This is a genomic window from Leifsonia sp. NPDC080035, from assembly GCF_040050925.1.
GTDB lineage: Bacteria > Actinomycetota > Actinomycetes > Actinomycetales > Microbacteriaceae > Leifsonia.
Map to the genome: position 1 here is coordinate 411,448 of NZ_CP157390.1, position 22,931 is coordinate 434,378.

The 22,931-nt window shown below is 71.7% G+C and carries 21 protein-coding genes; 10 read left to right on the plus strand and 11 right to left on the minus strand.

Going from position 1 to position 22,931, the window contains the following annotated elements:
- Positions 1–3: 3 nt before the first annotated feature.
- Positions 4–1,245: an extracellular solute-binding protein gene (locus AAME72_RS02025; RefSeq protein ID WP_348788590.1), complete on the minus strand. Its 1,242-nt coding sequence runs from the start codon at positions 1,243–1,245 to the stop codon at positions 4–6.
- A 373-nt stretch (positions 1,246–1,618) separates the two neighbouring features.
- On the opposite strand from AAME72_RS02025, the gene AAME72_RS02030 reads away from it, so the two are divergent.
- From AAME72_RS02030 to AAME72_RS02060, 7 genes are all read left to right on the plus strand, one after another.
- Positions 1,619–2,497, plus strand: coding sequence for an SIS domain-containing protein (locus AAME72_RS02030; protein ID WP_348790193.1), 879 nt, complete (start codon positions 1,619–1,621; stop codon positions 2,495–2,497).
- Between the two features lie 65 nt (positions 2,498–2,562).
- Positions 2,563–3,483 carry an ROK family protein gene (locus AAME72_RS02035; protein ID WP_348790194.1) on the plus strand — a complete coding sequence of 307 codons (921 nt, stop codon included), beginning with the start codon at positions 2,563–2,565 and terminating at the stop codon, positions 3,481–3,483.
- Positions 3,480–4,391, plus strand: a complete 912-nt coding sequence (locus AAME72_RS02040) for a hexose kinase (protein WP_348788591.1) — start codon at positions 3,480–3,482, stop codon at positions 4,389–4,391. Before AAME72_RS02035 ends, AAME72_RS02040 begins: the two co-directional genes overlap by 4 nt.
- Positions 4,392–4,445: 54 nt before the next feature.
- Positions 4,446–5,318, plus strand: coding sequence for a class II fructose-bisphosphate aldolase (locus tag AAME72_RS02045; RefSeq protein ID WP_348788592.1), 873 nt, complete (start codon positions 4,446–4,448; stop codon positions 5,316–5,318).
- The gene (locus AAME72_RS02050) at positions 5,315–6,100 is read left to right on the plus strand and encodes a DeoR/GlpR family DNA-binding transcription regulator (protein ID WP_348788593.1); all 786 of its coding nucleotides are present in this window, start codon (positions 5,315–5,317) and stop codon (positions 6,098–6,100) included. Before AAME72_RS02045 ends, AAME72_RS02050 begins: the two co-directional genes overlap by 4 nt.
- 10 nt (positions 6,101–6,110) lie before the next feature.
- Positions 6,111–7,271, plus strand: coding sequence for an N-acetylglucosamine-6-phosphate deacetylase (gene nagA / locus AAME72_RS02055; RefSeq protein ID WP_348788594.1), 1,161 nt, complete (start codon positions 6,111–6,113; stop codon positions 7,269–7,271).
- 250 nt (positions 7,272–7,521) lie between these two features.
- Positions 7,522–9,636: a sigma-70 family RNA polymerase sigma factor gene (locus AAME72_RS02060; protein ID WP_348788595.1), complete on the plus strand. Its 2,115-nt coding sequence runs from the start codon at positions 7,522–7,524 to the stop codon at positions 9,634–9,636.
- A 12-nt stretch (positions 9,637–9,648) separates the two neighbouring features.
- Here AAME72_RS02060 and AAME72_RS02065 read toward each other — a convergent pair whose 3' ends face one another.
- The 3 genes from AAME72_RS02065 to AAME72_RS02075 are packed head-to-tail and all read right to left on the minus strand — an operon-like array spanning position 9,649 to position 12,446.
- Complete coding sequence (locus AAME72_RS02065) at positions 9,649–10,428, minus strand: class I SAM-dependent methyltransferase (protein WP_348788596.1); 780 nt, start codon at positions 10,426–10,428, stop codon at positions 9,649–9,651.
- Between the two features lie 9 nt (positions 10,429–10,437).
- Positions 10,438–10,983, minus strand: coding sequence for an isochorismatase family cysteine hydrolase (locus tag AAME72_RS02070; protein ID WP_348788597.1), 546 nt, complete (start codon positions 10,981–10,983; stop codon positions 10,438–10,440).
- On the minus strand, positions 10,980–12,446 hold the full coding sequence (locus AAME72_RS02075) for a cytosine permease (protein ID WP_348788598.1): 1,467 nt from the start codon (positions 12,444–12,446) through the stop codon (positions 10,980–10,982). Before AAME72_RS02075 ends, AAME72_RS02070 begins: the two co-directional genes overlap by 4 nt.
- 78 nt (positions 12,447–12,524) lie before the next feature.
- Here AAME72_RS02075 and purU point away from each other — a divergent pair, with 78 nt between their 5' ends.
- The 3 genes from purU (at position 12,525) to nagA (AAME72_RS02090) (ending at position 15,033) form a co-directional block, all read left to right on the plus strand.
- On the plus strand, positions 12,525–13,403 hold the full coding sequence (gene purU, locus AAME72_RS02080; RefSeq protein ID WP_348788599.1) for a formyltetrahydrofolate deformylase: 879 nt from the start codon (positions 12,525–12,527) through the stop codon (positions 13,401–13,403).
- 116 nt (positions 13,404–13,519) lie between these two features.
- Positions 13,520–13,882, plus strand: a complete 363-nt coding sequence (locus tag AAME72_RS02085; RefSeq protein WP_348788600.1) for a YrdB family protein — start codon at positions 13,520–13,522, stop codon at positions 13,880–13,882.
- Positions 13,879–15,033: an N-acetylglucosamine-6-phosphate deacetylase gene (gene nagA, locus AAME72_RS02090; RefSeq protein ID WP_348788601.1), complete on the plus strand. Its 1,155-nt coding sequence runs from the start codon at positions 13,879–13,881 to the stop codon at positions 15,031–15,033. The genes AAME72_RS02085 and nagA (AAME72_RS02090) overlap by 4 nt, the downstream gene beginning before the upstream one ends.
- A gap of 36 nt (positions 15,034–15,069) precedes the next feature.
- Here the strand turns inward: nagA (AAME72_RS02090) and nagB are convergent, their stop codons facing one another.
- From nagB to AAME72_RS02125, 7 genes are all read right to left on the minus strand, one after another.
- Positions 15,070–15,855 carry a glucosamine-6-phosphate deaminase gene (gene nagB / locus AAME72_RS02095; RefSeq protein ID WP_348788602.1) on the minus strand — a complete coding sequence of 262 codons (786 nt, stop codon included), beginning with the start codon at positions 15,853–15,855 and terminating at the stop codon, positions 15,070–15,072.
- The gene (locus AAME72_RS02100) at positions 15,848–16,750 is read right to left on the minus strand and encodes an ROK family protein (protein WP_348788603.1); all 903 of its coding nucleotides are present in this window, start codon (positions 16,748–16,750) and stop codon (positions 15,848–15,850) included. Before AAME72_RS02100 ends, nagB begins: the two co-directional genes overlap by 8 nt.
- On the minus strand, positions 16,747–18,276 hold the full coding sequence (gene nagZ / locus AAME72_RS02105) for a beta-N-acetylhexosaminidase (protein ID WP_348788604.1): 1,530 nt from the start codon (positions 18,274–18,276) through the stop codon (positions 16,747–16,749). Before nagZ ends, AAME72_RS02100 begins: the two co-directional genes overlap by 4 nt.
- Positions 18,273–19,169: a carbohydrate ABC transporter permease gene (locus AAME72_RS02110; protein WP_348788605.1), complete on the minus strand. Its 897-nt coding sequence runs from the start codon at positions 19,167–19,169 to the stop codon at positions 18,273–18,275. The genes nagZ and AAME72_RS02110 overlap by 4 nt, the downstream gene beginning before the upstream one ends.
- Entirely contained in the window at positions 19,166–20,125 is a 960-nt protein-coding gene (locus AAME72_RS02115) for a sugar ABC transporter permease (RefSeq protein WP_348788606.1), read from the minus strand. Before AAME72_RS02115 ends, AAME72_RS02110 begins: the two co-directional genes overlap by 4 nt.
- Positions 20,126–20,225: 100 nt before the next feature.
- Positions 20,226–21,575 (minus strand): extracellular solute-binding protein, encoded by a 1,350-nt coding sequence (locus AAME72_RS02120; protein ID WP_348788607.1) that lies wholly within the window; start codon positions 21,573–21,575, stop codon positions 20,226–20,228.
- Positions 21,576–21,677: 102 nt separating this feature from the next.
- On the minus strand, positions 21,678–22,892 hold the full coding sequence (locus tag AAME72_RS02125; RefSeq protein ID WP_348788608.1) for an ROK family transcriptional regulator: 1,215 nt from the start codon (positions 22,890–22,892) through the stop codon (positions 21,678–21,680).
- Positions 22,893–22,931 lie beyond the last annotated feature (39 nt).

The window sequence follows — 22,931 nt, forward strand, 5'->3', positions numbered from 1 at the left end:
CTGTTACTGTCCGCTGGCCTTCGCCTGGATGGACTTCAGGAGCGTCGCCGGGTCGGCGCCCTGGCCGAGCTGACCGATCTGGCTCTGGATCGCACCCTGCGCCGCCGACCAGTTCGGGTTGGTCGCCGGGTAGAACTTGGCGTCCGGCAGCACGTCGAGGAACGGCTTGATGGTCTCGTCCGAGGCCATCTTGTCCGCGCCCGTCTTCGTGGTCGGCAGGAAGCCCTCGGCCGTCACCCACTTCGAGTAGACGTCTGCCGAGTAGAAGTAGTCGAGGAACTTCTTGATCGCATCCTTCTTGTCGGTCTTGCTCTTGAACGCCATCAGGTGGTCGGCGACACCGAGGGTGAACGACGAGCCGTCCTTGGTCGGGATGGGCGCGATGCCGTAGTTCAGGGACGGGTTCTTGTCCTTGATCTGGCCGACGATCGGCGGCAGGCCGATCTGCATGCCGATCTTGCCCTGGATGAAGACGTTCAGCAGCGGCGTGCGGTTCGTCGAACCGGGGTTCGCCTCCGTCAGGCCGTCCTTGATGATCTTCTGCATCTCGGTCGCGCCGGCGACGTTCTCCGCGCTGTCGATCGTGAGCTTCTTCTCGTCGCCGTAGCCGCCGCCCGCGCCGTAGAACCAGATCGCGGTCTCGGCCTGCGCCTCCTCGGAGCCGAGCGGCATGCCGTACGCCGTCGTGCCGGAGTCGTTCAGCTTCTTTGCGTCGGCCTCGAACTCGTCCCAGGTCTTCGGCGGCGTGGTGATGCCGGCCTTCTGGAACAGGTCCTTGTTGTAGAACAGCGCGCGGGCGGACGCGATGAACGGGAGGCCGTACTGCGTGCCGTCGATGCTCGCGTTCTTGACGAACGCCGGCTGGAAGTCGTCGATCGTCTTCTGCGAGACGATGTCCTTCGCCGGGTAGAGCAGGTCGTCGGAGGCGAAGCCGGCGAACGCGTCGATGTTCAGGATGTCCGGCTGCTTGCCCGCCTGCACCCGCGTCTTGATGACGTTGTTGATGTCGGTCCAGGACTCCACGTCCAGGTTGACCGTGATGCCGCTGTTCTTGGCCTCGAAGTCCTTGATGATCTGCTGCCACTCGGCCTTGGTGTTGTCGGAGTAGCTGGCGACCATCAGGTCGAGCTTCTGCGCCCCGCCCGTCGATCCGCCCGACCCTCCGCTGAATCCGCAGGAGGCCAGCGTCAAGGATGCGACCGCCGCAGTGGCGACGGCGGCCCCCCACCGCAGAGACTTCTTCATCGACTTTCCTCACTCTCGAAGGATCACGAACCGCCGCTGAAGCTGATTGGAACTGCGCGACGATGCGTAGCTGGTGATGCTTCGTGATTTGTTTCGCTCAAAAACAATCACTTGCACTCATTGGATGCTCGAATAATTGCGTATTCGCGGAGCCGCGTCAAGGACCAGGACGCAGATCGTTACCGGAGTTTTGCTGAGATCGCCGGGATTCCGGCACTCTCGGGTGTAAACGATTGAAGTTGCTCACTAGACAGCGATATCGCTCATAAGCAATCATTGACACGACGGATCACCGGACGAAGCGAGGAGTCGAGAAGTGACGCAGGAATCCAGCCCGGACACGGGGCCGGAGAGCACGCGCCCCGGCGCGCACATGGAGGCGGAGCTGCGCTCCCAGCCCGAGACGTGGGCGCAGGCGGCTGCCCTCACCGCGGAGCAGGCGCTGCTCCCCCGCCGCGGCGAGCGCATCGCGGTCGTCGGCTGCGGCACGTCGTGGTTCATGGCGCAGTCCTACGCCGCGCTGCGCGAGACGGCCGGCCTGGGCGTGACCGACGCGTTCGCCGCGTCCGAGGCGTTCGTCGACCGCGATTACGACGCGGTCGTCGCCCTCACCCGCTCCGGGACCACCACGGAGGTGCTCGAACTGCTCGACGCCCTCCGCGCCTCCGGGAGCCGCGCCCGCACGGTCGGCGTCGTCGGCGATCCGGAGACTCCCCTCGTCGACCTGGTGGACGACGCCATCCTCCTCCCGTTCGCCGACGAGCGCTCGGTCGTGCAGACCCGCTTCGCGACGACGACGCTCGCGCTGGTGCGCGCCTCCCTCGGCGAGGACCTCGGCCCGGTGATCGAGCAGGCCCGGACCGCGATCGACGAGGAGCTCGACGACGCGCTCGTCGCCGCGGACCAGTACGCCTTCCTCGGCGCGGGCTGGACCGTCGGCCTCGCGCACGAGGCGGCGCTCAAGATGCGCGAGGCGTCGCAGTCATGGACGGAGTCGTACCCGGCCAAGGAGTACCGCCACGGCCCGATCGCGATCGCCGCCCCCGGCCGCGTCACCTGGATGTTCGGGACGGCCCCCGCCGGCCTGGCCGCGGACGTCGCCGCGACCGGAGCCCGCTTCGAGAACGAGCCAGTCGACGGGATGGCGGACCTCGTCCGCGCTCAGCGGGTCGCCCTGGAGCGCGCCCGTCGCGCGGGGCTGGACCCCGACCGGCCTCGCAATCTCACCCGATCTGTCATCCTGTCGTCGTGAACGGTCACATCTCCCCCGCAGCGGCCGGCGGGCTCTCCACTGCGCCCCTCGGCGCCGGCAGGCCGGTGCTCGCGTTCGACGTCGGCGGCACGGACATGAAGGCCGCCCTGGTGGATGCCGACGGCCGCATCGTCGAGGTGGTCCGCCGGCCGACGCCGCTGGACGGCGAGCGCACCGGGGACGCGGTGGTCGCGGCGGTCGCCGAGCTCGGCGAGCGCTTCGCCTCCGCCCACCCCGGCATCCGGCCTGCCGCGGCGGGACTGCTCGTGCCCGGGCACGTGGACGACGACACCGGCATCGGTGTGTTCGCCGAGAACCTCGGCTGGCAGGACTACCCGTTCCGCGACCGCGCGGCGGACGCCCTCGGCATCCCGGTCTCCTTCAGCCACGACGTCCGCGGTGCCGGGGAGGCCGAGTACCGCCTGGGCGCGGCGGCGCCGTACCGCGACGTGATCGTGCTCGCCATCGGCACCGGCATCGCCGGCGCGATCTTCGTGGACGGCCGCCTGCACACCGGGGGCGGGATGGCCGGCGAGATCGGCCACTCGCGGGTCGCCGAGGGCCCCGCGTGCGCCTGCGGGGGCCGCGGCTGCCTGGAGGCGGTCGCCTCCGCCGCCGCGATCGCGCGCCGCTACACGGCAGCGACCGGCGTGCCGGTCCCGGGCGCCCGCGAGGTGCTCGAGAGGGCACAGGCCGGCGACCAGCAGGCGGCGGAGATCTGGGAGAGCGCGCTGGACGCGCTCGCGCTGGGGCTCTCGCACACCGTCGCGCTGCTCGCACCCGAGGCCATCGTCATCGGCGGCGGACTGTCCCAGGCAGGAGACGCGCTGTTCGTCCCGCTCGCCGAGAAGCTCGACGGCATCCTCACCTTCCACCGCCGTCCCGCCCTGCTCCCCGCGAGCATCGGCGAGAACGCCGGTGTCATCGGCGCCGCGCTGCGCGCCAGGGACCTGCTGGCCACGACCGTCTCGGAGGACGCGCGATGATCCTGACCGTCACCCCCAACCCGGCGATCGACGTGACCTACCGGGTCGCCGCGCTCGAACCCGGCGAGACGCACCGGGTGCAGGCCCCCGCCTCCCGCGCGGGCGGCAAGGGGCTGAACGTCGCGCGCGTGATCGCGCAGACCGGTGGAGCGGCGTTCGCCCTGACCACGGCGGGCGGCGCATCCGGGCTGCGTCTGGCGGAGGACCTGGAGGCGGACGCGCTGCCGTCCGAGCTGGTCCCTGTCGCCGCCGCCACGCGCAGCAGCATCGCGATCGTGGACGAGGCCGCCGGCGAGACCACCATCTTCAACGAGGCGGGCGAACCGCTCGGCACGGCCGAGTGGAAGGCGCTGCACGACGCCGCCGAGCGGCTCGCGATCCCCGCCGCGACCATCGTCGGCTCCGGCAGCCTGCCGACGGACGCACCGGACGGGTTCTACGCGGAGCTGGTGGCGATCGCCCGCCGTCGCGGCGTCCCGAGCGTGATCGATGCGACCGGCCGTGCCCTGCTGCTCGCGGCGGAGGCGGGCGCGACCGTGCTGAAGCCGAACCGGCGCGAGCTCGCCGACACGGTCGGCGCGGACGACCCGGTCGCCGGCGCGCGCACGCTGCTGGATGCCGGCGCCGGGCTGGTGCTGGTCTCGCTCGGCGCGGAGGGGATGCTCGCCGTCGCCACCGGTGCGGAGCCGGTGGGGGTCCGCCTCGCTCAGCCGCTCAGCGGCAACGCGACCGGGGCGGGCGACGCCGCGGTCGCCGCCGTCGCGTCCCTCCTCGCCGAGGGCGTCGACGACCCGGAGCGCCTGCTCCGGCGCGCGACCGCCTGGTCGGCGGCGGCCGTCCTGGCCCCGCTCGCCGGAGAGCTCGACGCCGCCTACCCGGAGTTCGAGGCGCGCCTCGTGACCCTCTGACCGCCTGACCGCCTGACCGCCTGACCGCCCGACTCTCTGACCCCCGGAGGACCCATGCCCCTCGTGCCGACGCTCGAGCTGCTGCACGGCGCCGCGGCGCGCCGCACCGGCGTCGCGGCGTTCAACGTCATCCACCTGGAGACGGCGGAGGCCATCGTGGCGGCGGCGGAGGAGACGCGGCTGCCTGTCATCCTGCAGATCTCGCAGAACTGCGTCCGGTACCACGGCTCCCTCGAGCCGATCGCGCGGGCCGCGCTCGCGCTCGCATCCGACTCCCCCGCGCACGTCGCCGTGCACCTCGACCACGCCGAGGACGAGGAGTTGACCAGGCACGCGATCGATCTCGGCTTCGGCTCGGTGATGTTCGACGGCTCCACGCTGCCGTACGAGGAGAACGTGGCCGCGACCGTCCGCGTCGTCGAGTACGCGCACGCCAACGAGGTCTCGGTGGAGGGGGAGCTCGGCGAGATCGGCGGGAAGGACGGCGCGCACGCGCCCGGGGTGCGGACCGACCCGGCCGAGGCACGGCGGTTCGTGGCGGAGACCGGTGTCGATGCGCTGGCCGTCGCCGTCGGCAGCTCGCACGCGATGACCGAACGGACCGCCAGGCTCGACCTGGGGCTGATCGCCGCGCTGCGCCACGCCGTGCCCGTCCCCCTCGTGTTGCACGGCTCCAGCGGCGTCCCGGATGAGACGATCGAGGCGGCGATCCGCTCCGGAATCACCAAGGTCAACGTCTCCACCCAGCTGAACCGGTTCTTCACCGAGGCGATCCGCGCGTTCCTCGCGGACGAGCCCGGCGTGGTGGACTCCCGTCGCTACGTGCGGGAGGGACGTGCCGCGGTGGCCACGGAGGCGGCGCGCCTGATGACAGTGTTCGACGTCGCCGCGCGCGCGGCGAGCGGAACGGAGACGGCACGAGGATGAACAGAGCGGAACGCCTGAACGCGGTCCTCGACCTGCTGGCCGAGGACGGGCAGATCGAGGTCGAGGAGATCGTGGCGAAGCTGGACGTGTCGGCGGCGACCGCCCGGCGCGACCTCGACGCGCTCGCCTCCCAGCAGCTGCTGACGAGGACGCGCGGCGGGGCGATCGGCCAGTCCGTCGCCTACGACCTCCCCATCCGCTACAAGCGCGAGCAGCACACCCCCGAGAAGCTGCGGATCGCGCAGGCGGCGAGCGCTCTGGTGCCGCGCGGCGCGGTGGTCGGGCTGTGCGGGGGGACCACGAGCACCGCGGTCGCGACCGTTCTCGGCTCGCGCCCCGACCTGATGGAGCCGTCGCCGCATCCGAACCTGACGGTGGTGACGAACGCGATCAACATCGCGGCACAGCTGGTGATGCGGCCGCAGATCAAGACCGTCGTCACCGGCGGCGTCGTGCACGCTCGCTCCTACGAGCTGGTCGGCCCCTACAGCGACGTGGTGCTGGAGAAGATCACGATGGACATCGCGTTCATCGGCGTCAACGGCATCGACCCGATCGTCGGCGCGACCGTGCACGACGAGGGCGAGGCGAGCGTGAACTCGCTGATGGCGCGCCGGGCCACGCGGTCGGTGGTCGTCGCCGACTCCAGCAAGATCGGCCGCAAGGCGTTCGCAACGCTCGGCGGACCGAAGGTGCTGACGACGCTGATCACCGACGACGGGATCACCGACGAGCAGCGCGCGGCCTTCGTCGAGCACGGCATCGAAGTGATCGTCGCGTAGGTTGGTGGGGATGACCGCGCATGTGATCCACTCCGCCCGTCTCGTCTCCGGCGGCCGCATCGTCCACGGCGGCTGGGTCCGCTTCGAGGGCGACCGCGTCGCCGAGACCGGGGCGGGGGACGACTGGCAGGCGAGCGCAGCCGGTGACCAGGATGCGGTGGTCACCGACGCCGACGGCGGCTGGCTGACCCCCGGCTTCGTCGACATCCACACCCACGGCGGCGGCGGCACCAATTTCGATGACGGCGACGACGCGATCCGCACGGCGCTCGACATGCACCAGGCGCACGGGACGACGCGCTTCGTCGTCTCCCTCGTGACGGCCCCGGTCGAGGTCCTCGCCGAGCGCGCCCGCGGCGTCGCTGCGCTCACCGGCACGGACCCGCGCATCCTCGGTTCGCACCTGGAGGGCCCGTTCCTCGACGTCGGCCACAAGGGCGCGCACGACCCCGCGCTGCTGCGCCCCGCCGGCCCGGCCGACATCGACCTGCTGCTGGAGGCCGCGGGCGGCACGCTGCGGCAGATCACGCTGGCGCCCGAGCTGCCAGGCGGCCTGGATGCGGTCCGCGCGTTCCACGCGGCCGGCGTTGCGGTGGCGGTGGGCCACACGGGCGCCGACTACGACCAGACGCTCGCCGCCTTCGACGCCGGGGCGAGCATCCTCACGCACGCCTTCAACGGAATGGACGGCATCCATCACCGCGCGCCCGGTCCCGTCGCCGCGGCGACGCGCACCCCCGGGGTGACGGTCGAGGTCATCAACGACGGCGTGCACGTGCACCCGGAGGTCGTGCGGATCGCCTTCGCGTCCGCCCCGGGTCGCATCGCCCTGATCACGGACGCGATGGCGGCGGCGGGGGCGGAGGACGGCGACTACGTGCTCGGCTCGCTCGACGTCGAGGTGCGCGACGGCGTCGCCCGGCTGGCGGGCGGCGGCTCCATCGCCGGTTCCACGTTGACCCTCGACTCGGCGCTGCGCCGCGCCGTGACACAGGTCGGCGTTCGCGTGGAGGACGCGGTGACCGCGCTCACGTCGACGCCCGCCGCTGCGATCGGCCGGGGGCACGATCTCGGACTGCTCGCGCCGGGCTACGCCGCCGACGCGGTTCTCCTGGACGAGGACTTCCGCGTGCTGCAGGTGTGGCGGGACGGCGCTCCGCTCCCCCGCTGAGAACGAACGGGGCCGGGCCCGTGCGAGCACGGGCCCGGCCACCAATCCTCCCCGCGGTGACGGATGTTCGGGTCATCTATCACCGTGCGCTGCACCCGCCCCCTGGCGGGACCGCCGCGCACGAAGGAAGAGACGCACGCCGTGACCGCCTATGACGCGGTTTCGCGAGAAATCTCGGAAGATTCTCCGGCGCGGCCACGACGCGCCGGGCCATTGGGTTTTCGGGGCGCGGATGCGGCACACTCGATGGGTGCATCCCGACTCGTCGCACCCCGGAACCGAGCTGTCCGACGCCGAACTGGTGGAACTCACCAGGAGCGGCGACCGCGCCGCCTTCGCGGAGCTGTGGCGCCGTCACGCCCGCGCCGGCCTGACCGTCGCCCGCTCGCTGACCTCCACCTTCGACGCGGACGACCTCATCGCCGAGTCGTACGCCAAGATCTTCGCCGCGATCGGCCGGGGCAAGGGCCCCACCAGCTCGTTCCGCGCCTACCTGTTCACGACCATCCGCAGCGTCGCCGCGTCGTGGGGGCGCGCCAGGCGGGAGACACCCATCGAGGACGTCGAGTCGGTCGAGGATCCGGCGTTCGGCGACGACGCCACGATGGATGCGCTCGACCGCTCGCTCACGGCGCAGGCGTTCCGCTCGCTCCCGACGCGCTGGCAGGAGGTGCTCTGGTACTGCGAGGTGGAGGCGATGAAGCCCGCCGAGGTGGCGCCCCTGCTCGGGATGTCGGCGAACGCGGTCGCGGCGCTCTCGTACCGTGCACGCGAGGGCCTGCGGCAGGCGTGGGTGCAGGCGCACCTGGCGTCGGTCCCCGAGGACTCGGACTGCCGCTGGACCACGGAGCGCCTCGGCGCCTACGCGCGTGGCGGGCTCTCGAAGCGCGACACCGGGAAGGTGGAGGGGCACCTTGCCGAGTGCGCGCGCTGCAGCGTCGTCGCCGCCGAGGCGGAGGAGGTGGGCAGCAGGCTCGCCCTGGTGCTGCTGCCGCTCACCGTCGGTGTCGGGGCGACGGCGGCGTACACCGCGTGGATGCAGACCGGCGCGAATGCGGTGCCGTACGCGCTCGGCACCGCGGGGGCCGCCCTGCCGGCGGCGGCGGTCGGCGGCACGGCGGTCAGCGGCACGGCGGGCGGCGGCGGGGCAGCGGGCGGTGGCGGTGCGGGCGGCACGACCGGGGGCTCTGGCTCAGGTGGCGGCGCGGGCGGCGGCTCGACCGGTGCGGTCGTGGGGATCGCCGCGGGCGGCATCCTGGTGGCAGCGGCGATCGCTGGCGCGGTGGTGCTCGGCCCGCAGCTGTTCGGCGCACCTGTCTCCGCCGAGACCGCCGGCCGGGCGCCCGGGACCTCGGCGCCGCAGGATTCGTCGTCGACCGCCGTGTCGCCGCCCGATGCCGAGGTCCGGCTCCCCGTCGCGCCGCCCGGGGGCGCACCCGAGCTCCCCGTGACGGTCGGCGCCCCCGGCGCCCCCGCAGCGCGGCCGTCCTCCACGCCGAGCCCGTCCGCGTCCGATCCCGCCGCCACTCCCGGGGCACCCGCCGCTCCCGGGGCACCCGCCGCTCCCGGGGCACCCGCCGCCCCGGCCATCCTCACGCCCGCGTCGGGCACCGCCACCGCGGCCCGCAGCGTGGTTGTGTCCGGGACCGGCGCTCCCGGCGCGACCGTCGGCATCGCCGCGGGCGCAACGCGCCTCGCCGCGACGACGGTGGATGCGCGCGGAGCGTGGTCCATCGCCGTGCCGATCTCCGCCCTCGGCGACGGCGGCTGGACGCTGTCCGCGGCGCAGACCGTGAACGGCCACACCTCCCCGGCCGCGACGGTGCGCCTCGTCGTCGACAGGACCGCGCTCGCTCCCGTCCTGACCGCCGTCGACACCGGCGCCGGTGCGGACGCCGGGCTCCTCGCGCCGATCGTGAGCGGCACCGCCGAGCCCGGCGCGAGCGTCCAGGTCTTCGACGGCGATGCGCTGCAGGCGACCGTCACCGCCGACCCGGCCGGGCGCTGGACCACCGCCGGTCTGACCGGTGTGCGGGCCGCGTTCGCGCTCGCCGCCCGGCAGACCGACCCGCTCGGCAACGTCTCGGCGCTCAGCGCTGCGCGCGCGGGGAGCGTGCGGCTGCCGAGCGTCCGCGCCGAGGTCACCGGGACCACCATCGGGCTCTGGGTGACCGGGGCCGCCGGGCACACCGTCCTGGTCATGGCGGATGGGCGCTCCGCCGGGTACAGCCTCACCCTCGGCCCGGACGGCAGCGCGAGCGGCTACTACGCCTGGACGTCGCCCGGTGAGCACCGCATCGGCGCGGCCTACGCCAGCGGCGGCCGGCGCGGCCTGGTCGCAGACGTGCCGATCACGATCGGCTGACCGGACGCCGCCTCAGCCGCGCCCGGAAGACGGGACGATCCCGCTCGCGCTCCACGCCTTCGCCGAGACCACGACGGGTCCGCTCGGCAGCCGGTCACGGCACAGGGAGCGCACCCGGTCCCGGTCACCGGGGTCGAGCGCGGCGAGCTGACGTCCAGCGGGTGAGACGCCGAGCGTGTACGGCTGCCACCAGTCGTCGAAGCCCGGGTACGGCACCTCCACCGTCAGCTCGGTCTCGCGGACCTCCACGCATCCCGCCGCCCGCAGCAGCGCCGGGAGATCGCCTCCGCGCGCGCCCGTCCGATCGGTCTCGTCGTCGACGTCGCGGGCGACGTCGCGCAGCGCGCCGAAGAACAGGCTCTGCGGCGCCCGGCCGCCGGCGAAATCCCACACGCACGCTGCCACCGCGCCGCCCGGCCTCGTGACCCGCACCAGCTCACCGACGCCGCGGTGCGGGTCTGCCATGAAGTGCACGACCAGCGCGGCCAGCGCGGCGTCGAACGCGTCATCGGGGAACGGCAGCGACTCGGCGGAGGCGACGCGGGCATCCACCCCGGGCAGTCGGGAGCGGAGCGCCGCGACGAACGCGTCCGCCGGGTCGACGGCGGCCACGTTCGCGACGCCGTACCGCGCGGCGAGCACGCCGGTCAGGGCGCCGGGACCGCTGCCGACATCGAGGACCCGTCCGGTCTCCGGCAGACGCGCGCTGGCCGCGAAGAGCGACGCGAGCGGGGTCGAGTACCTGCCCATGAAGCTGTCGTAGGACGCGGCGGCGACACCATCGAACGACATGCGGGGATCCTATGCGCGTGCGGCGTAGCGCGCGCTGTCCCCGATCTCGATCAGCGGCGCGTAGAGCGCCATCGCGTCGAGCGCCCGCCGGTGGTCCTCGTCGCTGAGCCCGGCGCAGGCGTCCGCGGCGACGAGCACCCGCACGCCCGCGTCCGCCGCGGCGAGCGCGGTCGAGAGCACGCAGCAGTCGGTGGAGACCCCGGCCAGCACGATCTCGTCGGCGTCGCCGATCGCCTCCCGCAGCTGCGGCCCCCACTTGCCGAACGTCGGAGCGGAGACGACGGGATGCCCGGTGTCGCGGAACGAGAGCACCTGGTCGTAGATCGGGTCATCGTCCGGGACGAGCGCGAACGGCCACTGCTCGTAGTACGACACCCACGCGCCCTGCGGCCGCTCCGGCGCCACGAACCGGGTGAACACCACCCGGTCGCCGAACGCCGGCAGCATCCCGGCGATCACGGCCTCCGCCTCGGCGAACCGGGGCGTGAACCACTCGCTCGCGGGGTCGCCGAACACCTGCTGCATGTCGATGACCACCAGGACAGGCGCGCTCATCGCTCCTCCTGCCTGCGGATCGCGGAGCGCCCGAAGAGCAGGGTGCCGAGGAAGCCGATCGCGAGCGAGACGAGCACGCCCAGGTTCGCGTACGCCCAGTCGCCGCTCGTGCCGCCGATCGGTCCGAGCAGGTAGCCCTGCCAGCTCAGCCAGGAGGCCGCGGTGTTCGTCACCAGCCCCCAGCCGATCGCGGTGCCGATCACGATGAGCGCGATCGGCAGCCAGCGCACCGAGCCGTAGCGCCCGCGCCGGTCGTACAGCTCCGCCTCCGCGTAGTCGCGGCGGCGCAGCGCGATGTCGGCGACGAAGATGCCGCACCACGCGGCGATCGGCACGCCGAGCGTGATCAGGAAGCCCTGGAACGGCACGAGGAAGCCGTTCGCGAAGAACACGACGTAGACGGCGCCCGCGGTCATGATGACGCCGTCGATGCCGGCGGCGACGAACCGCGGCACCCGGACGCCGACGCTCAGCAGCGCGAGGCCGGACGAGTAGATGTCGAGCACCGCTCCCCCGACCAGTCCGAGCACGGCGACGATCACGAAGGGCACCAGGAACCAGGTCGGCAGCAGGGACGCGAGCGCGCCGATCGGGTCGGCCGCGATCGCCGTCGAGAGCTTCTCCGACGAGCCGGCGAGCAGGATCCCGAAGATGAGCAGGATGACCGGCGCGAGCGACGAGCCGAAGGTCGTCCAGCCCACCACCCCGGAGGAGCGCGTGCCGCGCGGGAGGTAGCGCGAGTAGTCGGCGGCGGCGTTGACCCAGCCGAGTCCGAAGCCGGTGAGCATGAACACGAACCCGCCGACGACGTGCGGGACGTCGCCCGCCGGAAGCGCGCTCACCGCGCCGAGGTCGATGTGCCCGAGCACCAGCGCGATGTACACGACGGTGAGCACGCCGGTCACGATCGTGATCACCATCTGCATCCGCATGATCAGGTGGAAGCCGATGACGCCTCCCGCGATCACCAGCGCGACCACCACGATCAGGGCGACGAGCTTGGTGACGACGCCGCCCTCCCAGCCGAGCTGGGTGAACACGGTCGCCGTCGCGAGCGCCGCGAGCGCCGTGAGCACGGTCTCCCAGCCGACCGTCAGCAGCCAGGACAGCGCGGACGGCACGCGGTTGCCCTCCACCCCGAACACCGCGCGGCTGAGCACCATCGTCGGGGCGGAGCCGCGCTTGCCCGCGAGCGCGATGACCCCGCAGAGCAGGAACGAGGCCACGATGCCGATCACGCCGACGATCGTCGCCTGCCAGAACGAGATGCCGAAGCCGAGCAGGAACGACCCGTAGCTGAGCCCGAACACGGACACGTTCGCGCCGAACCAGGGCCAGAAAAGGTCGCGGGCGCGACCCTTTCGCTCGCTCTCGTGGATGGTGTTGAGCCCGTTCAGCTCGACGCCGAAGGTGGTCGCCGCGCTGCCGGCCCGGTCCGGCGCGTCCTCGCCTGTGCTGGTCATGCACCGATCCAACTGCACCGGGCGAACACCGGTCAAGCGCGACGCGGCCGAACCCGCGCCGCCCGCTACCCTTGACGGGTGGATTCCTCCGTCTCGACCCCTCAGACCCGCCCGAACCACTGGGTTCTGACGTTCAGCTGCGCCGACCGCCCCGGCATCGTGCACGCCGTCAGCGGCGCCATCGTGGCCGCGCGCGGCAACATCACGGAGAGCCAGCAGTTCGCGAGCACCGATACCGGCCGCTTCTTCATGCGCCTGCAGGTGGAGTCGGAGGCCGACCGCGCCGAGTTCGAGCGGGCGCTCGCCCCCGTCGTCGCGCAGTTCGACATGTCGCACCGGGTGGACAACGTCGGCCGGCCGCTGCGCACGCTGGTGCTGGTCTCCACCGCTGCGCACTGCCTGAACGACCTGCTGTTCCGCCAGCGCGGCGGCCAGCTGCCGGTCGATATCCCGCTCGTGCTCTCCAACCACGGCACCCTCCGCGACCTCGCCGGGTTCTACGGGGTGCCGTTCGAGTCGCGGCCGGTGACCGACGCCGCGTCGAAGGCCGCGTTCGAGGCGCGCATCCTGGAGGCGGTCGAGGAGCACGACATCGAGCTGGTCGTGCTCGCCCGCTACATGCAGATCCTCTCCCCCGAGCTGTGCGAGCGCCTCGCCGGCCGGGCGATCAACATCCACCACTCCTTCCTCCCCGGCTTCAAGGGCGCGAACCCGTACCGCCAGGCGCACGCCCGCGGAGTGAAGCTGATCGGCGCCACCGCCCACTTCGTGACCAGCGACCTGGACGAGGGCCCGATCATCGAGCAGAACGTCGTGCGGGTGGACCACACGCGCAGCGTCAGCGAGCTCGTGTCGATCGGCCAGGACGAGGAGAGCCGCACGCTGACCCAGGCGGTGAAGTGGTTCGCCGAGGACCGGGTGCTGCTCGACGGCGCGAGGACGATCATCTTCCGCTGAGGCACCGCCACCGAGCGGCGATTTGGCGCAAGTCGTGGTTCTGGCCGTGTCAGAACCACGATTCGGGGCACATCTGCGTGCGGCCGGCAGCTGAGCGCCGCCGGTAGACTGATCCGGTGAATTCCGCGCAAGACCAGCAGACGCCCGCACGGATCGGGCCGAACGACATCCTCCGGTTCGTGCTGGAGCTGTTCGCCGTCGTCTCGCTCGGCATCTGGGGCTTCATCGCCTGGCCGCTGCCCTGGAACATCGTGATCGGCATCGGCGCGCCGGTGCTGGCGATCCTGCTCTGGGCGCTGTTCCGGTCGCCGAAGGCGGTGCTCCGGGTCGACCCGTTCGTGAAGGCCATCGTCGAGATCGCGGTGATGGGCACCGCGGCGTTCGCCTGGTGGGATCTCGGGCAGCCGATCGTTGCGGTGATCTTCGCCGTCGTCGCCACCGTCTCCGGCATCATCAACGGACGACGCGAGTTCGCATGAGCGGCATCGTCGTCCACGATGCCCGCAAGGTGGACGCGGACGGGCTGGTCGACGAATTCTGGCTGGTCGCGGACGGCGGAACGATCACCGGCACCGGCACCGGCATCGGCTGGCGCGAGGCCGCACAGGTCCCCGGCCGTGAGGTCGTCGACGCGCACGGGCACTGGCTGACCCCCGGCTTCATCGACCTGCACTGCCACGGTGGCGGCGGTCACCCCTACGATGACGGTCCGGACCAGATGCTGGCCGCCCTCGCCACACACCGCTCCCACGGGACCACCCGCGCGCTCGTCTCGCACGTCGCGAACCCGCTCGCCTCCCTCCGCGAGAGCCTCGGCATCGTCGCGGACCTCGCGGCGGTCGACCCGCTCATCCTCGGCTCCCACCTGGAGGGGCCGTTCCTCGCGCCGGAGCGGCGCGGCGCGCACGACGCCGCCTTCCTGCGCGAGCCCGGCCCGGAGATGGTGGAGGAGCTGATCGGCGCCGCCCGCGGGACGCTGCGGACGACGACGATCGCGCCGGAGCTTCCCAACGCGCTGGAGACGATCGGCGTGCTGATCGAGGCGGGCGTCGTGGTCGGAGTCGGCCACACCGCCGCCGACTACGAGCAGGCGGCGCGGGCGTTCGAGGTGGGCGCGCGGCTGCTGGTGCACGCGTTCAACGCGATGAACGGCATCCACCACCGCGCCCCCGGCCCGGTGATGGCCGCGATCGAGAATCCCGAGGTGACGCTCGAGCTCATCCTGGACGGGCTGCATGTGCATCCGTCCGTCGCCCGGCTGCTGTTCCACGAGGCGCCCGGACGCGTCTCTCTGGTGACGGACGCGATGGCCGCGGCCGGCGCCTCCGACGGCGACTACCGGCTCGGCGGCCTCAACGTCACCGTGAAGGACGGCCTCGCAGTGCTCTCCGGCACCTCCACGATCGCCGGCTCCACGCTCACGCAGGACGTCGCGCTCCGCAACGCGATCACCTTGGTGGGGCTGGACCCGGTGCAGGCCGTCGCCGCACTCACGCGCACCCCGGCGCGGGTGCTCGGCGAGGATCACCGCCTCGGCCGCCTGCACACCGGCTACGCGGCGGACGCGGTGCTGCTCGACCACGAGTGGCGCGTGCAGCGCGTCCTGGCCGACGGCCGCTTCCTGGTCTGACCGCAACTCCGGAATCGACGACGAGCCGGAACGCGCCTACAGCTTCTGCCAGGCCGGCTTGTGCGCGTAGGCGTACCGGTAGTAGTCGATGTTCTTCAGCCGCGACGCGGCGGCCTCGTCGACGAGCACGGTCACGTGCGGGTGCAGCTGGATGGCCGATCCCGGGTTGGACGCCGACACCGGCCCCTCCACGGCCCCGGCCAGCGCCTCCGCCTTGCCCTCGCCGAACGCGAGCAGGAGCAGGTGCCGCGCGCGGAGGATCGTGGACAGCCCCTGCGTGATGCAGTGCATGGGCACGTCGTCCTCGCTGTCGAAGAAGCGCGCGTTGTCCTTGCGGGTCTGCTCGGTGAGCGTCTTCACGCGGGTGATCGAGGCGAACGACGAGCCGGGCTCGTTGAAGCCGATGTGGCCGTCGGTGCCGATGCCGAGGATCTGCACGTCGACGCCGCCGGACTCCGCGATCGCCTTCTCGTAGTCGGCGCCGGCGTGCTCGATCGTCTCCCGTGCGCCGTTCGGCGTGTGGATGAGCGAGGGCGTGAGGCCGAGCGGCTCCACCACCTCCCGCGTGATCACCGAGCGGTACGACTCCGGGTGCCCGGAGGGCAGGCCGACGTACTCGTCGAGGGCGTAGCCGCGCACGTGCGACACATCGATGCCGCGCTCCGCAACGCGCCGCGCGAGCGCGCGGTACACCGGCAGCGGGGTGGACCCGGTCGCCAGTCCCAGCACCGCGTCCGGCTTCGCCGCGATCAGGTCCAGGATGGACTCGGCCGCGAGCTCGCCCGCCGCCTCCTTGTCCGCGACGACGACGACTTCAGCCATGTGCTCCTCCAACGAGTGCCGCGCCCAGCGCGGCGACGGGTGTGCCTTCCGGGACGAGGCGCACGCGCTGCGACAGCGCGAGCGAGGCGAGGAACGGGGATGTCCGCGCCCAGCCGTCGAGCACCTCGTGGACGTCGCAGAGCAGCCGGTCCCCGAGATGCCGGAGGCCGCCGCCGATCACCACGGCGTCGACGTCGACCGTCAGCACGAGGACCCGCACCGCTGCAGCTATGCCTTCGGCAAGCCTAGCGGTGATCGCCCGGGCGGCGGGGTCGCCGTCGGCGGCCGCGGCGAAGACCGCGCGCACCGGCAGCGGGTCGTCGGTCGGCCACTGCCTGGCGATGCCGGAACCGCTCGCCACGGTCTCCAGGCAACCACGTTGACCGCACGCGCATGGTGCGCCGGCCGGGTCGACGGGCAGGTGCCCGATCTCGCCCGCGATGCCCGTCGCGCCGCGCCAGAGCCGGCCGTCGGCGACGATGCCCGCCGCCATGCCCGTGCCGAGGTTCAGGTAGGCCATCGTTCCGCGCATCCCGAGCAGGTGGTAGGCGCCGAGCGCCGCCGCCTTCACGTCGTTCTCGACCCGCACGCCGACGCCGAGCCGTCCCGCCAGCTCCCCGCCGAGCGCCAGCCGCTCGACGCCGAGGTTCACCGCGTGCGCGACGTGACCGGACGCGTTGTCCACCATGCCGGGGATGCCGATGCCGATCGAGTCGAAGCCCGCCGCCGAGAGGCCGGTCAGCTCGCCGATGCGGGAGACCGCTGTCACCGCCGTCTCGACCACGGCCGCGTGGCCGAACCCGGTGGCCAGCCGGACCCGCTGCGCGAGCACGCCGCCGTCGTCGACGGCGACCGCGTCGGTCTTGGTGCCGCCGATGTCGATTCCCAGTCTCACGTCCCGCGCCCCAGCAGATCAAGGAGTGCGGTGCCGACCAGCCGGGATGCGCCGAAAGTCGCGATGTCGGCGTACCGCCGGTCCTCGCTCGGCCAGCCCATGTCCACGACGAGGACGCTGTCGCGCTCCGCCCGCAGCCGGTCGATCGCCTCGCGCGCGAACGCGTGCCGGTGGTTGTCCTTGCCGACGACGAGCACGGGCGACCGCGCCGCCAGCACGAGGTCGGGATGGTCGCCCTCGGTGAACACGACCGCCGGGTTCGCGGTGAACGCGGCCGCCGCGGGCGTACCGGGGTCCGCCGCCGCGGCGGCGAACGGTCCCCACGGCGCCTGCCCGACGGCGATGTTCGCGACCGTGTCGATGCGCACGACCGAGTAGCGGCCGTGGTGCGCGCGCAGCCATTCGGCGGCGTCCGCGGACACATCGAAGGCGCCGAGCACGCGGGAGACGTCGGCCGGGTCGATGCGGTCGTCCTGCGCCGCGCCCTCCGGCGCGGCGTCCGGCTCGCTCAGGCCGGCGGCGAGGCCGCGCACTCGGGCGGCGGCCTCCCCCACCCGCTCCGCGCTCAGCCGGCCGGCGGCGATCGCCGCGAGCACCGCATCCTCGATCTCCGTCAGCTGCTCGTCGGTGTTCTCGGTGCCGATGCAGAGCAGGTCGCAGCCGGCGGCGAGCGCCAGCACGGCCGCCTCCGGGATGCCGCGCTCACCGCTCGCCCCGTGCATGTCGAGCGCGTCCGTGACGACGAGCCCGTCGAAGCCGAGCTCGCCGCGCAGCAGCCCCTCGACGATCGTGCGGCTGAACGTCGCGGGGAGGTCGGGATCGATCCTGGTCAGCAGGATGTGCGAGGTCATCACCGTGCGGGTGCCGGCCTCGATGACGGCGCGGAACGGCTGCAGCTCGCGCTCGCGCAACTGCGCGGGGTCGAGGTCGACGACGGGCAGCTCGAGGTGCGAGTCGGCGCCCGCGTCGCCATGGCCTGGGAAGTGCTTCGCGCAGGCGGCGACGCCCGCGGACTGCAGCCCCCTGGTCCACGCGGCGCTCTGCTCTGCGACGACCTCCGGCGTCGAGCCGAAGCTGCGCACGCCGATCACGGGGTTCTCGGCGTTCGAGTTGATGTCGACGTCGGGGGCGAAGTCGAGGTTCACGCCGGCGGCGCGCAGCTGAAGTCCCACCCGGCGGGCGACCGATTCGGTGTAGTCCGTGTCCGCCAGCCGGCCGAGCACGGCGTTGCCGGGGTACGGCGATCCGCTGTCGTAGTAGAGGCGGGTGACGTCGCCGCCCTCCTCGTCGATCGCGATCACGGCGTCCGGGTTCGCGGCGCGGATCGCGTCCGTCAGCTCGCGCAGCTGCGCGGCCGAGACGATGTTCTGGCCGAAGATGCAGACCCCGCCCAGGCCCCCGCGCAGCCGCTCCTCCAGCCACACCGGCAGCGTGGTGCCCACGAAGCCGGGGAGGAGGGTGGCGGCGATGCGCCGTCGGAGCCCGCTGTCGGTCAGGGTTTCCTCGGTGACCGACGCGCCGCTCACCCCTTGACCGCCCCGCTGACCAGGCCGCTGGTCATCCGCCCCTGCACGATCAGGAAGAAGATGATCACGGGAACGGCGACGAGCGTGGATGCGGCCATCACCTGGCCCCAGTCGGTCGCTCGCGACGCGGACTGCTGGATGAACCCGCGCAGCCAGAGCGGCAGCGTCTGGCTGCTGTTCTCCTGCAGGATGACCAGCGCCACCGTGAACTCGTTCCAGGCCTGCAGGAACGCGTACACGCCGGAGGCGACGAGGCCGGGCGCGAGCAGCGGGAAGGTGATGCGCAGGAACGCCTGCGTGCGGCTGAGGCCGTCGACCATCGCCGCCTCCTCGAGGTCGGCGGGGATGCCGGCGACGAAGCCGCGCAGCATCCAGATCGTGAACGGCACGACGGCGGCGATGTAGATGATGCTGACGCCGATCACCGTGTTCAGGAGCCCGAGCGAGCCCATCAGCTTGTACTGCGCGATGAACAGGCCCTCGGCCGGCAGCATCTGGATGAGCAGCACCGCCAGCACGAAGGACTTGCGCCCGCGGAACTTGAACCGGCTGATCGCCAGTGCCGCGAGGAACGCGAAGCCCAGGCAGAAGACGACGGTGATGATCGCGACGACGAGGCTCATGCCGAGCGCTGGGAAGAACGTCCCGCCGCCGATCACGGCGGAGAAGTTGTCGAACGATCCGCCGAAGGGCAGCCAGGTCGGGGTGGTGCTCTGCAGCACGACGTTCGGCAGCAGCGACGAGTTGAGCATCCAGTAGACCGGGAAGACCCAGATCAGGCCGAGCACCACTGCGAGCACGCCGAGCAGGATGCGGCCGGGCCGGACCTTCTGCCTGAGCTTGCGGCCGGTGCGGCCGGTCGCGGTCGCGGTGGCCTGTGCGGTGGCGGTCACGATTCGTCCTCCTTGAGCAGCGAACGCACGTAGAACCAGCTGAGGGCGATGGTCAGGATGAGCACGAACACCGAGACGGCGCTCGCCATCGCGAAGTCGCTCGATCCGACGCCGAGCTGGTAGATGTAGGTGCCGAGCAGGTTGGTCTCGCTGGCGATGGAGCCTTTGTCCTGCAGCAGTTTGATCTGGGTGAACACCCGCAGGTCCCAGATGATCTGGAGCAGCAGCACGATGCCGAGCACCGGTCTGATCATCGGCAGGATGATGTGGCGCAGCCGCTGGAAGCCCTTCGCACCGTCCATCTGTGCCGCCTCCAGCACCTCGCTGGAGACCTGGGTGAGGCCGGCGTACACCGAGAAGGCGACGAACGGGACGCTCATCCACACCACGATGACCATGGCGACGAAGAAGAACGAGAGCGGGTTCTGCAGCCAGTTGTGGTTCTGGAAGTCGAGCCCCATCGAGGTGAGCACCGAGTTCACGATGCCGCGGCGCCAGTCGAACAGCCAGTTCCAGACGGTCATCGCGGCGACGACAGGCATGGCCCAGGCCAGCAGCAGGGTGATCTGCAGGAAGATCCTGGCGAACTTCCCGACCCCGCTCATCAGCAGCGCGAGTCCGACGCCGATGACCACCGTCACCGCCGCGGTCACGAGACAGAAGGCGATGGATCGCGCGACGACGATCCACATGTAGGAGTCGGAGAACAGCTGGATGTAGTTGTCGAACCACACGAACGGCGCCGGCTGGCCGAACTGCTGCGCGAGTCCGAAGTGCTGCATCGAGGTGATCAGCTGCCAGAGGATCGGGTAGCCGAGCGCGAGCAGCAGGATCAGGATGGCGGGCAGCAGCAGGACGTAGGGCGCGATCGGGCGTCTGCGCGAGCGGCGCGCTCCCTGCGTCTTCGGGCTACGCGGGGCGGCGGAAGCCTTCACGTGCTCCTGGGTCGCGGTCACGACGGTCCTCCTTCCGTGTGTTTCGTCAGTCTGGTGGCAGGGGCGAGGGCGCGGAAGAGGCTTCCGCGCCCTCGCCGTGCTGCCGCGGGGCGGAGTGGGATCAGCCGTTCTTCTCGTTGAGGAGAGCGTCGATCTTGGTGTCGTACTCCTGGGCGAGGGCCTTCAGGTCGGACGCGTCGCGGATCTTGGAGAAGAACTCCTCCATCACGTTCGCCGCCTCCACCTTCGCCCAGCCCGGGGCCGCCGGGGTGAGCTTGGAGTTGGAGGCCGACTCGATGAGCGCCTTCGCGAACTGGTCGTCACCGAGCGAGGAGACGTAGTCCTTGTTCGCCGGGCCCAGGCCGTTCTTGCCGAGCATCTCCTGGTACTCCTTGGAGAAGATGATCTTCAGGAGCGTCTTGGACAGGCCCGGGTTCTTGGACTTGGCCGAGATGCCGATGTTCGAGCCACCCGCGAAGACCGGGGCCGGCTTGCCGTCGTTGCCCGGCAGCACGTAGGTGCCGAACGTGGCGTCGTTCCAGGTGCGGACCGCCTTGCCGTCCTTGGTGGACAGGTCGCCGATCGACCAGTGCGCCCAGCCCGGGGCCATGATGGTGGCGGCGGCGAGCGAGGTGTCACCCGTCTTGTTGCCGTTGGCGTCCGTGGTCTGGTCGCTGTCGTTCAGGTAGATGTACTGGTTCGAGTCCTTGGCGTCGTTCGGCGCCTTGGACGCGTTCTTGTACAGGTCCTGCAGCTGCTTCAGGCCCTTCTGCGACCCCTCGGAGTCGAGGGTGGCGACCCACTTGTCACCCTTCTTCTGGGCGATGTCGCCGCCGTTCGCGAAGATCCACGAGAGGCCGTCGCGCCAGTCCTGGCCGCCGAGGAAGAAGCCGGAGAAGTTGGCGATGTTCTTCGGGTTCTTGGCGGTGATGTCCGCCACGGTGGTGTTGAACTGGTCGAGCGTGGTCGGGACGGTCGCTCCGGCGGCCGCGTAGATGTCCTTGCGGTAGAACATGTAGCGCGAGCCGAAGTAGTACGGCAGCGTGTAGTTCTTGCCGTCCACCTTGCCGGCGTCGACGAAGGACTTCAGCAGGTTGTCGCCACCGAGGTCCTTGTACATGTCGGAGATGTCGAGGAACGCACCGACGTTGGTGAACGTCGGCGACTGGGTGTTGCCCATCTCGGTCACGTCGGGGGTGTTGTTGGCGTCGGGGAGCGCGGTGGTGAGCTTGGTGACGATGTCTCCCCAGTCCTGCTGCTCGATCTTCAGCGTGGCGCCGGTCTCCTTCTTGAACTCCGTCTTCAGGTAGTTGCGGAGCTCATCCGGGGTGTCCGAGCCGACGAGCCACAGGGTGACCGTCTTGCCCTTGCCGTCGGTGCTGGGGGCAGAGCCTCCGCCCGAGGCGCATCCGGCGAGCACGAGAGCGGAAGCCGTAGCCACTGCGGCGAGGCCGACGAGCTTTCTCTTCATAGCGCTGTCCTTTCGTGAGGGTTGTGGGGCTTTCTTCGGTGGTCGATGTGTGCGAGTCGCGTCACACCGTCGGTGCAGGGGTCGTGGTTCGCGCATGCTGTGTCACGAGACCCCGAGTTGTCCGGAGAGGACGAGTACGGCCGCGCCGCGCAGGACGATGTCCTGCCCCTGCGTGGTCATCCGGAGCGCGAGGTCGGCATGGTTCTCGGCCAGCGTCCGGCTCCGGAGCGTGTGGATGGTCGCCTCGGCGAGGGCGCCATCGAGCAGTTCCGCCGGGCCGCTGAGCACGATCTCCGACAGGTTGAGGGCGCCGACGACCGGCGCGAGCGCGATGCCGAGACGCTGCCCGGCCTCACGCAGGATGGGCGTGGCGTCGGCGCCTGCGGCCCGGGCGGCGTCGATGCCGCGCTGCAGCTGGGGGACGCTCAGCCAGTGCTCGAGCACCTGGTCCCTGCGGTAGGTCGCCTCGAGCCCGAGGTCCGTCCCGACCATGACCTGGCCGATCTCGCCGGCGGCGAAGTGGCTGCCGTAGACCAGGGCGCCGGCGACGATCAGGCCGGCGCCGATGCCGTGGCCGACGCGGATGAGCATCATGTCCCCTGACGCGTCCCCGTAGCTGTGCTCGGCGAGCACGGCCGCGTTCGCGTCGTTCGCGACGACGACGGGACGCCCGGTCCGCTCGGCGAGCAGTTCCTGCAGGCGGAGTCCGCTCCAGCCGAGGTTCGGGGCGGTGAGGATGGTGCCGGTGAGGTCCACGACACCGGGCGAGCCGACGCCGATTCCGAGGATGGGCGCGGTCGCCATCCCGATCAGCCGGTCGACGAGGTCGGTGACCTTCGCGGTCGCGGCGTCGCCGGTGGCGTCGTCGAGGGGGACCTCCGCGGAGGCGAGGGCGCGTCCGTCGAGGTCCATGACCGACCCGCGGAAGCGGTCATGGTCGCTGAGGTCGACGCCGACGATCTGGTGCGCGGTGCGGTTGATGTCGAGCAGTACGGCGGGCTTGCCCGGTCGGGCGGCCTCGCGCTGGCCGAGCTCGACGACGAGCCCTTCGGCGAGCAGCTCTGCGACGAGGTCCGAGACGGTGACCCGGGTCAGACCGGTCTCGCGGGCGATGTCGGCGCGGCTGCGCTCCCCCGACCGGTAGAGGGTCTGCAGGACGAGCGATCGGTTGTGGCTGCGCGCGTGCTCGGGCAGGACCTTCGCACTGGGGCGCAACGCCCGCCCCGGGGCGAGCCCGCGGGCCCCTGCCGCCGACCCGATGGACGCGCCGCGCTCGGGGGCAGCCGAGGCGCTTCCGTGCACATCCGTCGTGGTCATGTTTGTTAGTAAAGCTTACGAACAAAAGAAACGCAAGCA